The sequence below is a fragment of the Amycolatopsis methanolica 239 genome (genome assembly GCF_000739085.1).
GTDB classification, from domain to species: domain Bacteria; phylum Actinomycetota; class Actinomycetes; order Mycobacteriales; family Pseudonocardiaceae; genus Amycolatopsis_E; species Amycolatopsis_E methanolica.
Map to the genome: position 1 here is coordinate 3,734,010 of NZ_CP009110.1, position 15,050 is coordinate 3,749,059.

The 15,050-nt window shown below is 72.7% G+C and carries 14 protein-coding genes and 1 pseudogene; 7 read left to right on the plus strand and 8 right to left on the minus strand.

Going from position 1 to position 15,050, the window contains the following annotated elements; translation table 11 throughout:
- Nucleotides 1-10 precede the first annotated feature (10 nt).
- The 3 genes and pseudogenes from AMETH_RS18125 to AMETH_RS18135 all read left to right on the plus strand — a co-directional run bounded on the left by AMETH_RS18125 (nt 11) and on the right by AMETH_RS18135 (nt 3,030).
- Nucleotides 11-1,516 carry an amino acid permease gene (locus AMETH_RS18125; RefSeq protein ID WP_017982542.1) on the plus strand — a complete coding sequence of 502 codons (1,506 nt, stop codon included), beginning with the start codon at nt 11-13 and terminating at the stop codon, nt 1,514-1,516.
- Between the two features lie 2 nt (nt 1,517-1,518).
- Nucleotides 1,519-2,280: an NAD(P)-binding domain-containing protein gene (locus AMETH_RS18130; protein WP_038533196.1), complete on the plus strand. Its 762-nt coding sequence runs from the start codon at nt 1,519-1,521 to the stop codon at nt 2,278-2,280.
- A 70-nt stretch (nt 2,281-2,350) separates the two neighbouring features.
- Nucleotides 2,351-3,030, plus strand: a pseudogene (locus tag AMETH_RS18135) (haloacid dehalogenase type II).
- 58 nt (nt 3,031-3,088) lie between these two features.
- Here the strand turns inward: AMETH_RS18135 and AMETH_RS18140 are convergent.
- Nucleotides 3,089-3,715, minus strand: a complete 627-nt coding sequence (locus tag AMETH_RS18140; RefSeq protein ID WP_017982545.1) for a VOC family protein — start codon at nt 3,713-3,715, stop codon at nt 3,089-3,091.
- Nucleotides 3,716-3,769: 54 nt separating this feature from the next.
- Nucleotides 3,770-3,946, minus strand: coding sequence for a helix-turn-helix domain-containing protein (locus tag AMETH_RS36960; RefSeq protein WP_017982546.1), 177 nt, complete (start codon nt 3,944-3,946; stop codon nt 3,770-3,772).
- Nucleotides 3,947-3,972: 26 nt separating this feature from the next.
- On the opposite strand from AMETH_RS36960, the gene AMETH_RS18145 reads away from it, so the two are divergent.
- From AMETH_RS18145 to AMETH_RS18160, 4 genes are all read left to right on the plus strand, one after another.
- Entirely contained in the window at nt 3,973-4,260 is a 288-nt protein-coding gene (locus AMETH_RS18145; RefSeq protein ID WP_017982547.1) for a hypothetical protein, read from the plus strand.
- Between the two features lie 26 nt (nt 4,261-4,286).
- Entirely contained in the window at nt 4,287-4,682 is a 396-nt protein-coding gene (locus AMETH_RS18150) for an MmcQ/YjbR family DNA-binding protein (protein WP_209436790.1), read from the plus strand.
- A gap of 251 nt (nt 4,683-4,933) precedes the next feature.
- The gene (locus AMETH_RS18155; RefSeq protein ID WP_017982549.1) at nt 4,934-5,755 is read left to right on the plus strand and encodes a helix-turn-helix domain-containing protein; all 822 of its coding nucleotides are present in this window, start codon (nt 4,934-4,936) and stop codon (nt 5,753-5,755) included.
- Between the two features lie 68 nt (nt 5,756-5,823).
- Nucleotides 5,824-6,405, plus strand: coding sequence for a dihydrofolate reductase family protein (locus AMETH_RS18160; RefSeq protein WP_017982550.1), 582 nt, complete (start codon nt 5,824-5,826; stop codon nt 6,403-6,405).
- Nucleotides 6,406-6,412: 7 nt separating this feature from the next.
- Here the strand turns inward: AMETH_RS18160 and AMETH_RS18165 are convergent, their stop codons facing one another.
- From AMETH_RS18165 to AMETH_RS18190, 6 genes are all read right to left on the minus strand, one after another.
- On the minus strand, nt 6,413-7,399 hold the full coding sequence (locus AMETH_RS18165) for an L-threonylcarbamoyladenylate synthase (protein WP_038532201.1): 987 nt from the start codon (nt 7,397-7,399) through the stop codon (nt 6,413-6,415).
- Between the two features lie 443 nt (nt 7,400-7,842).
- A complete protein-coding gene (locus AMETH_RS18170; protein ID WP_017982552.1) occupies nt 7,843-9,531 on the minus strand; it encodes a (2,3-dihydroxybenzoyl)adenylate synthase in 1,689 nt (562 codons plus the stop codon).
- A complete protein-coding gene (locus AMETH_RS18175) occupies nt 9,512-11,593 on the minus strand; it encodes an acetate--CoA ligase family protein (RefSeq protein WP_017982553.1) in 2,082 nt (693 codons plus the stop codon). The genes AMETH_RS18170 and AMETH_RS18175 overlap by 20 nt, the downstream gene beginning before the upstream one ends.
- Nucleotides 11,590-13,149: an FAD-dependent monooxygenase gene (locus AMETH_RS18180; RefSeq protein ID WP_017982554.1), complete on the minus strand. Its 1,560-nt coding sequence runs from the start codon at nt 13,147-13,149 to the stop codon at nt 11,590-11,592. Before AMETH_RS18180 ends, AMETH_RS18175 begins: the two co-directional genes overlap by 4 nt.
- Entirely contained in the window at nt 13,149-13,961 is an 813-nt protein-coding gene (locus AMETH_RS18185) for a fumarylacetoacetate hydrolase family protein (protein WP_017982555.1), read from the minus strand. Before AMETH_RS18185 ends, AMETH_RS18180 begins: the two co-directional genes overlap by 1 nt.
- The gene (locus AMETH_RS18190) at nt 13,958-15,043 is read right to left on the minus strand and encodes a cupin domain-containing protein (protein WP_017982556.1); all 1,086 of its coding nucleotides are present in this window, start codon (nt 15,041-15,043) and stop codon (nt 13,958-13,960) included. The genes AMETH_RS18185 and AMETH_RS18190 overlap by 4 nt, the downstream gene beginning before the upstream one ends.
- Between the last annotated feature and the right edge of the window lie 7 nt (nt 15,044-15,050).

The window sequence follows — 15,050 nt, forward strand, 5'->3', positions numbered from 1 at the left end:
AGGTGAGCCCGTGGACTCCGACAGCACCCGGCTGCACCAGCTCGGCTACGCCCAGGAGCTCAGACGGACGATGTCGGCGTTCTCCAACTTCGCCGTCTCCTTCACCATCATCTCGATCCTGTCCGGCTGCCTCACGCTCTACGGGTTCGGCCTCGACACCGGCGGTCCCGCCGCGATGGTCTGGGGCTGGCCCCTGGTCGGGGTGTTCGTGGTGCTCGTCGGCCTCGGCATGGCGGAGGTGTGCTCCAGCTACCCCACTGCGGGCGGGCTCTACTACTGGGCGGCGAAGCTCGCACCGCGGCGCTCGGCCGCGGCCTGGTCGTGGTTCACCGGGTGGTTCAACCTCATCGGCCAGGTCGCGGTCACCGCCGGCATCGACTTCGGCGCCGCGTTGTTCCTCAACGCCTTCCTGGACCTGCAGTTCGGGTTCGCCGCGACGCCCGGGCACACGATCCTGCTGCTGGCGATCATCCTCGCGGTGCACGGGCTGCTGAACACCTTCGGCGTGCGGCTGGTGGCCGTGCTGAACAACGTCAGCGTGTGGTGGCACCTGGCCGGCGTCCTGGTGATCGTCGGGGTGCTGGTGTTCGTGCCCGAGAAGCACCAGTCCGCGTCGTTCGTGTTCGGCCACTTCGTGAACAACACCGGCTGGGGTTTCGCGCCGTACGTGTTCGCGCTCGGGCTGCTGGTCGCGCAGTACACGCTCACCGGTTACGACGCCTCGGCGCACATGACGGAGGAGACGAAGAACGCGGCGACGGCGGGCCCGCGCGGAATCGTCAACTCGATCCTGGTGTCGCTCGTCGCGGGCTGGATCCTGTTGCTGGGCCTCACCTTCGCGATCCAGGACTACGACGGCGCGGTCAACTCCCCGACCGGGGTGCCGCCCGCGCAGATCTTCCTCGACACCGCGGGCGCGACCACCGGGAAGTTCCTGCTGCTGATCGCGATCGGCGCGCAGCTGTTCTGCGGGATGGCGTCGGTGACGGCGAACTCGCGGATGATCTACGCGTTCGCCCGGGACGGCGCGATCCCGGGATCCCGCGTGTGGCACCGCATCAACAAGCGCACCCGCACGCCGACGAACTCGGTGTGGCTGGCCGCGGCCGGGGCGCTGGTCCTCGCGCTGCCCTACCTGTGGAGCGCCACCGCGTACGCCGCGGTCACCTCGATCGCGACCGTCGGGCTGTACGTCGCCTACGTCATCCCGGTGTTCCTGCGGGTACGCAGGGGCGCGGAGTTCGAGCGCGGACCGTGGCACCTGGGGCGGTGGGGCCGCCCGGTCGGCGTCGTCGCGACTGCGTGGGTCGCGGTCATCTTCGTGTTGTTCATGCTGCCGCAGGCCTACCCGGTCACGGTCGGCACGTTCAACTACACGCCGATCGCGTTCCTCGTCGTGCTCGGCGGCGCGGCGGTGTGGTGGTTCGCCTCGGCGCGCCGGTGGTTCACCGGCCCGAAGGTGCAGGGCACGCCTGCCGAACTGGCAGCCGTCGAAGAGGATCTGCGAGCGGTGTGACGATGCGATACGGATTCGTGGGCGCCGGCGAGATCACCGCCGCGATCGTGGAGGGCCTGAGCACGGGCGACGATCCGCCGGAGGTGTTCCTGTCGCCGCGCGGGCGCGCCGTGTCGGCCGCGCTCGCCGAGCGGTTCCCGAACGTGCGGGTGTGCGCGAGCAACCAGGAGGTGCTGGACCACGCGCCGGTGGTCGTGCTCGGGGTGCCCGCCCCGGTCGCGCGGGACGTGCTGGCAGAGCTGGCGTTCCGGCTGGAGCACGTGCTGGTCAGCGCGACGTCCGGAGTGCCGGTGGAGCGGCTGCGCGCGTGGTCCGCACCGGCGGGCGAGGTGGTCCGGTCCATCCCGCTGCCCCAGGCCACGCGGCGCCGCAGCCTGACCGTGGTGTACCCGGAGAACGCGGCGGCGCGCGAGCTTTTCACACGCGTGGGCAGTGTGCTGGTGCCCGGCGACGAGGCGGCGCTGGAGACGTTCCTCGGCGCGACCGCGACGTTCGCCGCGCACCTGGACTACCTGGCGACCGTCGTGGACTGGATGGCCGGGCAGGGCGTCGACCACGACGCGGCCAACGCCTTCGTGACGCACGTCTTCGGCGAGCTGGGCCGCTCGCTGCTCGAACGGCCGGACTCGCTGACCGTGATGGCCGCCCGGCACACCACGCCGGGCGGCCTGAACGAGCAGTTCCGGGACGACCTGCGTGGCGACGACGTGCCGGACGCGGTGCGGCGCGCGCTGGACCGGATCCTCGCCCGCGCGCGGGAGTGACCGCCGTTTCGACACGCGTCCCCAGCGCGGGCAAGATCGTCACCAGGCCGACTGGTGACGAGGGGGAAGCGTGTCCGGCATCCACGACATCGAGGTGGTCGTCTTCGACCTGCTCGGCACGCTGGTCGACGAGCCGTCCGGGCTGCGGGCGGCGATCCGCGAGGCGGCCCCGGCCGCCGGGGACGAACTCCTCGCCGTGTGGCAGGAGCACATCGAGGCCGAGCAGGCGCGCATCGGGCGGGGCGAACGCGCCTACGCCGGCTCCGAGGTCCTCGACGCCAAAGCCGCCCGGCTGGTGGCCGGCCGCGCGGGGATCACCGATCCAGCGGTGATCGCCCGGCTGGCCGGCGCGGGACCGCCGCTCCCCGCGTGGCCCGACTCCGCCGGCGGTCTCGAACAGCTGTCCGGCCGGTTCCCCGTGCTCGCCCTGTCCAACGCGAGCCACGCCGCCCTGCTGCGGCTCAACGCGCACGCCGGGTTGCGCTGGCACCAGGCCCTGTCCAGCGCCGACGTGCGGGCCTACAAGCCGGCGCCGGAGATCTACCGGCACGCCATCGACGTCGCCGGCCGCGCGCCGGAGCGGGTCCTGATGGTCGCCGCCCACGCCTGGGACCTGCGTGGCGCCCAGGCGTGGGCATGCGGACCGCCTACGTGCACCGCCCGGTCGGGGACGCGCCCACGGGGTCCGACTCGTTCGACCTGCAAGTGGACGGGCTGGCCGGGCTGGTCACCGCGCTCACGGCGGGCTGAGGGGGCTCGTCTCCGGCGGCCGCCGGCCGCAGGTGCGCCGGCGGCTCGTGCAAGCACATCAGGACAGCGCCGCGGACGTGGTGGCCTCCCAGACGAACCCGTCCGGGTCGGTGAACGAGCCGCCGCCACCGCCGATGGCGATGCGGTGCGCGCCGTCTCCCTCCGGGGGCACCCCGGCGTCCTTGGCCAGCGCGCGGCGGCGGTACAGACCCAGCTTGATCGGGCCTTCCCCGGCGGCGAACTCGACGTACATGCGGGCGAAGCTCTTCGCCACGGTGAAGCCGTGGTCGGTGTAGAACTTGCGGCTCGCGGCCACGTCGGACACGCCCAGCAAAAGCACGATGTTCTGCACCTCGCGGGAGGCGGGGCGGGTGTCCTTCTTCGCCGGGGTGGCGACCTTCCAGATCGTGCCGTCCGGGGCCTGGACGACGCCGCCGCAACCCCACATGTTCTTGGCGACGGGCTTGCGGACGGTGGCGCCCGCGTCCACCGCGGACTGGAACAGCAGCTCCACGTCGGCGGGCTGGGACACGATCAGCGAGAGGGTGAAGCCGCGGAAGCCGGTGGTCTGCTCCTGGGCGGCCCGCACGCGGAGCCGGGAGCCGAGCCCGAAAGCGGCGGTGTAGAAGCGCTCGGCGGCCGCGGTGTCGGCCACCTCCAGGGTGATGGTGTGGGTCGAGGTCATGACAGGAACGGTATTCGCCGCGCCCTGACCTGCGCTTCTCGATTCCTGACCGGTTCACCGCGGGTCGCCGGCGACCTCCCGCAGCTGGTGCCGCCCGCTCGCGCCGAGCTCCGGGTAGGCGTTGTGCAGGTGCGAGCTCACGGTGCGCGGCGACAGGAACAGCTGGTCGGCGATCTCGCGGTTGCGCAGGCCGCGCGCGCATGCTTGACCAGGCCCAGTGTGGGTACCCACTTCCGCCAACCCGGCAGGAGGACCCGATGTCGACGAGCGAGACCGGGCACGTCACGGGCACGCGGGACAAGGATTACAACATCATCTGGTTCGTCGAGGCCTGCCTCAGCAACACGCTGCGGCTGGAGCGGTACATCGCCGACGCCAAGCGGGATGGCGACACCGAACTGGCCGAGTTCTTCCGCCGCGCGCGGGGCGAGAGCCGCACGGGGGCCGAGCAGGGGAAGGCCCTGCTGCGGCAGCGCCTCGCCGACGGGGGCACGTCGTCGGTCGACGAGACCGGCCTCGGGCCCACCGACGAGGCGGTCGGCTGACCGGCAGGCGCGCCCGGGTCCAGGATGTGCACGACCTGGCCATGGCGATGCCGCACGTCCAGCGCGTCGAAGGCACCCGGGGCAGGCCCGTCTACCAGGTCGGCGGCCGGTCGTTCGTGTTCTTCCGCAACCCACGGCCGGACGCCGCCGACCCGGTGACCGGTGAGCGCTACCCCGACGTGATCGTGTTCTGGGTCCGCTTCGAGGCCGACAAGGAGGCCCTCGTCGCCGACGAGCGCTCGCCGTTCTTCACCACGCCCCACTTCCGCGGGCACCCGTCGGTGCTGCTGCTGGAGGCGGATGTGGGCCGGCTCGGCTACGACGAGCTGGCCGAGGTCGTCCAGGACGCGTGGCTGGCCCGCGCGTCGCCCCGCCGGGCCAGCGCCTGGCTCGCGGCGCACGGGCTGCCCACCCCGGACTAGGTCCTGTCCGGGAGCACGTCGGCCACCTACCTGCCCCGGCACCGCAGCGGCGGATCGAGGTGGCGGCGACCCCCGCCGGGCACCACCGCGGCGCCCGAGCAGCCGGGGCGGAACCGCAAGCGGCGGTCCCCGCAGGAGCTGCGCCGGCGAGCAGCTGTCATGGATGTTCGGTGGCGGTGAGGCCGGTACGATTCGGTCTTACCACCGTGGCCTGCGTCCGCGATGCTGTGGATGTGGAGTACGTGTCCAGAGTGCCGCGGCCGCCGCTGGACGGGCTGATCGACGACCTCTACTACCTGGCGGGCGCGCCGCCGTACGCCCGGCTGACGCTGCCGCCGGCGCCGTCGGCGCTGCTCGTCGTCAACCTCGGGGCGCCGTTCCGCATCCGCGCCGGCGCCGACATCGAGACGGCCTCCTACGCCGACGGCTGCGTGCTCACCACGCCCACCCGCGCGCTGGAGTTCGGCTACCCACCCTGGACCTCGTCCGTCGGCGTGCACTTCAAGCCGTGGGGGCTGGCGCCGTTCCTGCCGATGCCCGCGGCCGAGCTGTGCGACCGGCCGGTGACGGTGGAGCAAGTGTGGGGCCGGCCCGCCGTCGCCGAACTCCAGGACCGGCTGGCCACCGCGGACGGACCGCACGAGATGCTGACGCTGCTCGAGGAGGAGCTGCGGCGACGGCTGCGCGAGACCGCAGGCCTGGGGCTGGTCCGCCACACGAGCAGCGTCATCGCGGCGGCAGGCGGGGCCGTGGCGATCGGCGACCTGACCGTGGCAGCCGGTATCAGCAGCACCCATCTGGCGCACCGGTTCAAGCAGCTCGTCGGCGTCACGCCGAAGCGGCTGGCCCGCACCCACCGCCTCCTCGCCACCGTGTTCGCGATCGACCCCGCCGGGCCGGTCGACTGGGGCGGCCTCGCCGCCGCCGCGGGCTACTTCGACCAGGCCCACTTCGGCCACGAACTGCGGGAGTTCACCGGGCTCACGCCGACCCGGTACCTCGAAGTCCGGCGGCGGTTCCTGCGCGAACACCCCGGCCACGCGCTGGAGGGCTGGCCGCTGCCCGCCGATTGATTTCTTACAAGAGCCGCGGCTCACGACCCGCTAGTTTCCGGGGCACCCAAGCAGAGGAGGCGAGCCCCGTGGGCAAGGTGGTCATGTACAGCTCGGTGTCAGTGGACGGCTTCATCGCGGACAAAAACGACCAGCCCGGACCGCTGTTCGACTGGCTGACCAGCGGTGACGTCCCCTTGGACGACAGCGGGGCGGTGAAGGTGTCGCAGACTTCCTACGACTACACGCGGGCGTACTGGGACCAGATTGGGGTGACCATCGCCGGCCGCCACGTCTTCGACCTCACCGACGGCTGGGACGGGAAGCCCCCGGGCGGGATCGACCACGTGGTCGTCGTGACGCACCGGCCGCCGCCCGAGGGCTGGGACGCCGGGGCGCCGTTCCACTTCGTCGACGGTGTCGAGGCGGCCATCGCCAAGGCGCAGGAGCTCGCGGGCGACCGCCTGGTCGAGGTCGCCGCCGGTGACGTCGGCGGCCAGGTGCTCGCCGCGGGCCTGGTCGACGAGGTGCGCATGGACGTCGTCCCCGTGGTGTTCGGGTCCGGCAAGCGCTACTTCGGGCCGGTCGACGCGCAGCACCTGCTGGAGGATCCCGAGGTGGTCATCCAGGGCAACCGGGTGCTGCACCTGCGCTACCGGGTGCGCCGCTGACCGCGCGTCACCCCGCGTCGCGGGGCCCGGCGGCGCGGCGCAGCCGGTTGGCGATCGCAAGACCAAGCCCCTCCTCCGGCGGCAGGGACGCCACCACGAGGTCGCAGCCCCGCTGGTCGAACTCGCGCAGGAACCCGTAGAGGCCGCGCGCGTAGGCGGCCATCGAGCCGGGGACCGGCACCACCGCGTGCACCGCCGCGGGACCGTCGCCGGACGAAGGCGGCAGCAGGACACCCGCCTTGTGTCCCTGCTCCTGCGCGAGCTCCGCTTCGACGACGACCTTTTCCGGCTCGACCAGCACGACCCGCGCCTGCGGCGCGTAGTGCGAGGGGTGCTGGCCCGGCACCCGGACGTGGCTCGTCGACGGGACCGCGACGGGCCGCCCCAGCACCGCTTCGAGGTCCTCGCGCGTCACCCCACCGGGCCGCAGGACGCTCGGGGTCTCGCCGGTGACGTCGACGATGGTCGACTCCACACCGACGTCACAGGGGCCGCCGTCCAGCACGAAGTCGACCACGTCGCCGAGTTCGGCCCGCACGTGCTCGGCCGTCGTGGGACTGACCGAGCCGAAGCGGTTGGCGGAAGGGGCCACGACCCCGCCGCCGAACGCCGACAGCAGCGCGAGCGCGACGGGATGGCCGGGCACCCGCACGGCCACGGTCTCCAGGCCGCCGGTCGCTTCCAGCGGCACCCGGCTCGCCCGCCGGAGCACCAGCGTCAGCGGCCCGGGCCAGAAGCGCTCGGCCAGCAGGCGCGCCGTCTCGGGCACGTCCTCGACCCACTCCCCCAGCAGGTCCGCGCCGCCGATGTGCACGATCAACGGATGCGACGGCGGGCGCCCCTTGGCCTGGAACACCCGCGTCACAGCGGCCGCGTCCTCGGCGTTGGCGCCCAGGCCGTAGACCGTCTCGGTGGGGAGGGCCACCAAGCGCCCGGCGCGCAGCAGGCCGGCCGCCTTGTCGATGTCGTTGGTACTCGCCGTCACGGGCGCCATCCTCCCACCGGCCCGCTCACCCCTCGCGGACCCGGCCCCCCTACCAGGGGTGACAACGGCTGTCGGGCACCCTCGGGGCCTCGATGGCGAGCAGGTCACTCGTCGAACACCGCGGCCCCTGCCGGTTCACCGCGAGCGGGCCGCTCGACCGCCATGCTGCCGGGCGGAGGGCCTGGTCGTACCGGACGGGGAATGACAGGCACGTCAACCTCCCTCGACTGGCCGTGTTCGGCTGCCCGTACCCGTCTGCGTGCGGCCGCGCGTCGCTGCGAACCGGAACGTGTCGCCGGCCCGGGCGGCCGGACGTGCTCGACGCGGCTGATCGACGCACACCCCACCTTCGGGCCAGGCGAACGCGGCACCGTCTGGCCCCGCGCACGTCGGCAAAAGCGCGGTGCCGTCACGCATCGACCTCAGGGGCACCCCGACGTCGTGCCGTCCGGTCACGCCGTGACGCCCGGGGAGAGCCGGTCGGCGATGTCGGCGCGCAGCGCCTTCTTGTCGATCTTGCCGACCTTGGTGGATTTCAGCTCGTCGACCAGCACCAGGTGCTCGGGCAGCTTGAACTTCGCGACCCCGAGCCGCTCCATGGACTCGCGGATCTCGTCCAGCGTGATGGTGGCGCCGGGCTTGGGCACGACGTAGAGGCAGACCCGTTCGCCAAGCACCGGGTCCGGCATCGCGACGGCGGCGACCTGGCGCACCGACGGGAGCTGGTAGACGAGGTTTTCCACCTCCTCGGCGGAAATCTTTTCCCCGCCGCGGTTGATCATGTCCTTGTCCCGGCCCTCGACGATCAGGTTGCCCTCGGGTGTCATCCGGCAGATGTCACCGGAGCGGTACCAGCCGTCGGCGGTGAAGGCGCGGGTGTTCTGCTCGGCGGCTTTGTAGTAGCCGCGGGGGGTGTAGGGGCCGCGGGTGAGCAGCGAGCCGGGCTCGCCGGGCGGGACGTCGATGTCGAAGGCGTCGACCAGGCGCACCTCGTCGGCGGGTGAGACCGGGCGGCCCTGCGTGGTGCAGATGACCTCCTCGTCGTCGTCGAGCCGGGTGACGTTGAGCAGTCCCTCGGCCATGCCGAACACCTGCTGCAGCCTCGTGCCCAGCGTGGGCTTGATTCGGTGAGCGAGGTTGTCGGCCAGCCGCGCCCCGCCGACCTGCAGGACCCGCAGGCTCGTCAGTTCACCGGCGCCGTGCTCGGCGGCGTGTTCGAGCCACCGCGCGGCAACCGCGGGGACGACCGCGGTGTGGGTGACGCCTTCGGCCGCGATCGTGGCGAAGGCCCGCACCGGTTCCGGCGAGGGCAGCATGACGACCCGTCCGCCCGCGAGCAGCGTGCCGAGGATGCCCGGGCAGGCCAGCGGGAAGTTGTGGCCGGCCGGCAGGCTGACCAGGTAGACCGCGTCCGGGCCGAGCGCGGCGTACTCGACTGCGATGCGGGCGTTGTAGGCGTAGTCGTCGTGGGTGCGGGCGATCAGCTTGGGCAGCCCGGTGGTGCCGCCGGAGAGCAGGAACACCGCGACGTCCCGGCTGTCCGGCCCGGCCCCGTCCAGCCGCGCCCGGTCGGCGGCCGGGTCCGTGCTCGGGCCGCAGAGAGCGCGCAGGTCCACGCTGCCCGGGGCAAGGTTCTCCCCCGCGACGAGCACGTGCCACGCCTCGCCGGTCACTTCCCGCACCGCCGGGCCCAGCTCGTGGGCCAGAACCTGGTGGTCGAAGTCGCGCAGCACGTCGGGTACGGCGATCGCGGTGGCCTCGGCGTGGCGGGCGAGGTAGGTCAGCTCGGTGCGGCGGTGCGCGGTCAGCGCCATCACCGGCACGATCCCGGCGCGCAGGCAGGCCAGGGTGAGCACCACGAACTCCCACCCGTTGCCCAGCTGCATGATCAGCCGGTGGCCGCGGGCGAGCCCCAGGTCGAGCAGGCGCACCGCGGCCGCGTCCGCCCGCTCGGTCAGCTCGGCGTGGCTCAGGCGGGTGCCGTCCGCGGCGTCGATGAGCGCGGGCGCATCCTTGGTGCGTTCGGCGACCCCTCGCAGCAGGTCTCCGAGCGGGGCCCCCGCCCAGTAGCCGGCCTCGACGAAACGCTCGGCGTCGGCGTCGGGCCAGGGGACGGTGTGGTCACTGATCGGGCTGGGCATCGTCGGCCTCCCTGGGGATGATCACGGCGTCCAGCGCGACGAGGCCGTCGCGGGTCAGCCGCAGCGGGTTGATTTCGATCTCGTCGAGGCCGGGGTTGTCCACCAGCAGGTGCCCGAGGGCGCTGACGACCGCACCCAGCTCTTTCGCGTCGAGCACGGGACCACCACGCCACGCCTCGAGCAGGGCGCGGCCGGCCAGTTCGTCCGGCATCGCCGCGGCCTCGGCCGGGCTGAGCGGCGCCAGCCGGATCGCGACATCGGCGAGCGCTTCGGCCGTCGTACCGCCCAGTCCGAACAGCACGATCGGCCCGAACACCGGATCCCGCCGCGCGCCGAGCACCAGGTCCACACCGGACGGCGCCATCGCCTCGACCAGGTAACGCCGCGCTCCGGCAGCGTCGAGCGCGTCCAGTGCGGAGTCGAGCTCGTCCGGGGTGCGCACGTTCAAGTGCACGCCGCCGATCTCGGTCTTGTGCAGGACGGTGGCGTCGAGGATCTTCACCGCCACCTGGCCACCGAGTTCCCGCAGCGCGGCGTGCGCGTCCGCCCGGTTCGCGCAGACCCGTCGCGGCGTGGTCGCGATCCCGAGCCGGCCGAGCACGTCCTTGGCCTGGTTCTCGTCGTGAGGGCCGCTGATTCCGGACGGAACCGGCACCGGCGCAGTTGTTACGCCGTCGCGGGCACGTGCCGCTGCGTCGGCGATCAGCGCGCCCGTCGCCGTGGCGACGCCGCGCGCGTCCGCCGCGACCGCGATCCCGGCGTCCAGCAGCGCCCGGCGTTCCGCGGCAACCTCTTCGCCGCTGCCGCCGACGCCGAACACGACCGGCACCTCTCGGGTGAGGCCACGACGTGCCGCCTCCGCCAGGTTCACGGCGTCGGGCTCGTGCAGCGCGTACCCGGCGATCACGTCGACACCGGGGTCGGCGGCGACGGTGGCGAGGATCTCGCCCAGCTCCGGCCCGGGACGGCCGGTGTCCACCGGGTTGCGCTGGAACGTCAACGGAGGCAACAGCTCCGCGAGCCTGCGCTGGGTCTCCTCCTCCAGCTCCGGCACCTGAACACGGCGTCCGCGCAGGTCGTCGAGCAGCAGCAGGCCGGGGCCGGCCTGCGCGGTGACCACGCCGACACCGGGATCGTCCGCGGGCCGGGCTCGCGTGACGGCCAGCGCGCCGACCGCGTCGACCAGCTCGCGCTCGTCGGCGACCAGCACCGCGCCGGCTTGGGCCAGGGCCGCCCGGGTGGTGCGCCACGAGGTTGCCAGCGCACCGGTGTGGGAGGCGGCGAAGGCGCCGACATCGTGTTGCCCCACCACCAGGGCCACGACCGGGCGCTTGCGGGCCAGGCACCGCACCGACTCCACCAGCCGGGGACCGTCGGCGACCGACTCGACGTGCAGCGCGACCGCGCCGGTGTGCGGATCCTCGGCCAGGTAGTCCAGGATGTCCGGTGCGGTGACATCGACCCCGTTGCCCAGTCCCACGGCGAGGCTGATCCCGTGACCGGCCTCGGTCAGCAGGAACGACACCGCGTGGTTGACACCGCCGCTGGCCGCCACCACCGCGACCCGGCCCGGGCGGATCCCCGCCACGCCCGGCACGAAGCTGGCCGTGACCCCCGCGTGCGGCGCCAGGAACCCGCTCGTGTTCGGGCCCAGCACGCGGATCCCGGTCTCCCGCACCACCTGCGCCACGGCCTCCTGGTGCTCGATGCCCGCGCCACCGGCTTCGGCGAACCCGCCACCGCAGATCACCGCGGCACGCACCCCGGCCTGCGCGGCCTCGGCGAGGACACCGGGACACGCGGCGGCGGGGACGCAGATCATCGCCAGGTCCACCGGGCCCGCTCCGGTCGCGGCGCCCAGCGACGGGTGCATCGTCTCGTCGCGGCCGTTGACCAGTGCCAGGTGCCCGCCGCCGTCGGCGAACGAAGCCAGTGAACGCGCCATCGTCGCGCCCAGCTTGCCCGGGGTCCTCGACGCACCGACCACGGCGATGCCGCGAGGAGTGAACATCGGGGCCAGTGCGCAATCGGTCCGCTGCCCGACCGGGAGTGTGCTGGTCACGCCACACCCCCGATCAGGTCGGCGCGGCCGGACAGGACGGCGGTCACGGCCTGGTCCCGGTCCATGCCGGGATCGACCAGCAGGGCCGGGATCCCCTCGACCATCCGGGCGCGCTCGCACACCAGGGTGCGGGTGAGCGGTGTTCCGCCGTGCACGGCGACGAGCACCGGCGAGCCCGGCGTCGCGGCCAGCTTCTCGTACACGGCGGGCAGGTCCTCTTCGGACTTCGGCGCCGCGATGACCGCGCCCCACGGGCCGTCCCCCTGCTGCAGCGGCAGCTCGGTGGAGCCCAGAACGCGAACCGGGGTTCCGTCCGCGGCGACAGCGACCTTGACCAGCCGCCCCGGGGTGGACCAGCCGCCCGCGGTGAAGGGCGCCTGCAGGGGCTCGGCGCCGTGTTCGGTCACCCACGCCCGGTGCGTGGCCTCGACGAAGTCGGGGGCGCGCCGGGCCAGCCGGGCGTCGGTGATGCTGCGGGACAGGAAGTGGTAGGCGAACTGCCACGGCTGGAAGGTGTCGTAGTACTGGCCGAAGTGCTCCCACCATGCCAGGCTCGGCCGCGCCGAGTCCTGGATCTTCCGCACCGACGGCTGCGCGGCCTCCTCGTAGGCGGCCAGCGCGGCGGCGAGGTCGTTCCGGTGTTCGGTGAGCGCGCGGGACAGCGCGATCGCGTCCTCCATCGCCATTTTCGTTCCCGAACCCACCGAGAAGTGCGCGGTGTGCACGGCGTCGCCGAGCAGAACCACCGGCCGCGGCTTCAGGGTGTGCCACCGCTGAGTGCGGCGGGTGCGGAAGTTGCCCCAGCGCGAGTTGTTGGTGAGCAGCCGCTTCCCCGCGATCTGGTCCGCGAACAGCTTTTCCAGGTAGTCCTTGGACTTCAGGTCGCTCACGCCGGGCGGCTGGGACGTGTCGAACTCATCCAGCCCGGCACGCCGCCAGGTCGCCTCGTCGGTCTCCACGATGAACGTCGACACCTCGGCCGAGATCGGGTACCCGTGCACGGCGAACACCCCGTCCGGGCCGCGCTCGTGCACGAAGGTCAGCCCGTCGAAGAGGTAGTCGGTGCCGAACCAGATGAACTTCGCCGTCGCGGTCTCCACCCGCACGCCGAGATCCGCCTCCAGCTGCTCGCGGATCTTCGACCCGGTTCCGTCGGCCGCGACCACGAGGTCGTAGCCGACCAGGTCGTCCAGCGCGACCTCGCTGGAAAACCGCAGCTCCGCACCGGCATCCCGGGCGCGGGCTTGCATCAGCGCGAGCAGCGTCTTGCGGACGATCGCGGCCATCCCGTTGCCACCGCAGCGGATCCGCGCGCCCTTGAGGCGCACCTCGATCTCGTCCCAGTGCCGGCCGTGCTCGGTCAGTGCCTCGCGCAGCACCGGGTCCGCCTCGTGGATCCCGGCCAGGGTGCAGTCGGAGAACACCACCCCGAACCCGAACGTGTCGTCGGCCCGGTTGCGTTCGAACACGGTGACCTCGATCGACGGGTCGGCCCGCCGGATCAGCGTGGCGAGGAACAGCCCGCCGGGACCGCCTCCCGCGACGGCGACGCGCATCAGAACTCCTTGATCATCGTGTTGTGCAGCTCACCGACGCCCTCGACGCGCGTGACCACCTTCGAGCCTTCGGCGAGGTAACGCGGAGGCTTGCGGGCGTGCCCCACGCCGCCGGGCGTGCCGGTGGCGATGAGGTCGCCGGGGACCAGCGTGACGATCTGCGAGATGTAGGCGACCAGGGCCGCCGCGTCGAACACCAGGTCGCCGGTGTCAGCCTTCTGGACGATGTCACCGTCGACGGTGCAGCTGATCTCACCGGGCCGGGCATCGGTCACCAGCCACGGTCCGACCGGGGTGCTGCGTTCGAACGTCTTGCCCTGCAGCCACTCCACCGACCGGTACTGGAAGTCGCGGGCGGTCACGTCGTTGACGACGGTGTACCCGGCGATCGCGGCGGCGGCCTTTTCCGGGCTCGCGTGCCGGACTTCGGCACCGATCACCACGCCGAGCTCGGCCTCCCAGTCCACCTGCTCGGAACCGGCGGGCAGCACCACCGGGTCGTTGGCCCCGACCAGGGCGCGAGCGAACTTGGCGAACAGCGCCGGGTAGGCCGGCAGCTCGCGCCCCATCTCCAAGATGTGGGTGCGGTAGTTCAGCCCGACGCAGAAGATCTTCTCCGGTCGCGGAACCACCGGGGCGTAGTCGAGCCCGTCCAGGTCGTGGCGCGGCCCGTCGGCCTTCTCCGCGAGTGCCTTCCAGCCCGGCCGGTTCAGAAAGGCACCCAGGTCGGGCGCGCCGAGCTCCACGGCCACGTCGGCGTCGACCCGCACGGCGGCGGTGCCGGTCTCGGTGCGAATGGTCGCGAGCTTCACGCGGTGATGTCCTCTCGGGCAGTGCGGCCGAGGCGCAGCGCCTCGAACACGGGGTCGTCGGAGAAACGGAAGGCGTCCAGCCCGGCCTCGCTGTCGAAGGACAGCGGCGCCCAGGACGGGACGGCGAACAGGTCACCCTTGCCCACCTCGTAGCGCTCGGGACCGACGGTCACGACGCCCGAACCTTCGAACACCTGCCACACGGCCGAACCCGCGGTACGGACCGCCGCAGTCCGGGTGCCCGCGCGCAACCGGTGCATTTCACAGCGGATCGTGGACAAGCAGTCCCCCGCGGTGGCTGGATTGGTGAAACGAACGACAGCGTGCCCGGGTTCGACAACGCCAGGGTGGCCCTCGTCCTCGAGCTCCAGCTGCGCGCGCAGCGCGGCGTCAGTGTGCTCCCAGCGGTAAGCCATCAGCGGGGACGCCTTCGGAGCGGGTGCGCCGACCGGGGTCAGGCCGGGGTGGCCCCACAGCCGCTCGTTGCGCGAGGCCCGGGGGGTCTCCTTCGTGGACAGTTCGTCGGGACCGAACTCGAAGAAGCCGGCGTCGAGGTAACGCACGAGCGGGATGTCCAGCCCGTCGATCCACGCCATCGGCTTGTCCGTGGTGTTGTGGTGCTCGTGGAAGTGCATGCCCGGGGTCAGCAGCAGGTCACCCCGCCGCATCGCGACCGGATCACCCTCCACGTTGGTCCAGACACCCTCGCCGTCAACCACGAAACGGAACGCCGTCTGCACATGACGGTGTGCCGGAGCCTCCTCGCGCGGGCCGAGGTACTGGATCGCCGCCCACAGTGTCGGAGTGGCGTACGGAGTGCCGGGCAGCCCCGGGTTGGTCAGGGCGATCGCGCGACGCTCTCCGCCGCGCCCGACCGGGACGAGCTCGCCCGCCCGTTCGGCCAGCGGCAGCAGTGTCGACCAGCGCCACAGCGCAGGCACCGCGTCCGGCCGCGGGGTGGTCGGCATAAGACCGCCGATCTGCGTCCACAGCGGAGTCATGCTCGCCGCATCGAAGGCGGCGTACAGCTCGTCGAGCTGCGCCTGCTCCTCCGGGGTGATCTCCGGAACGGTCGAGGTCATGTCGTCG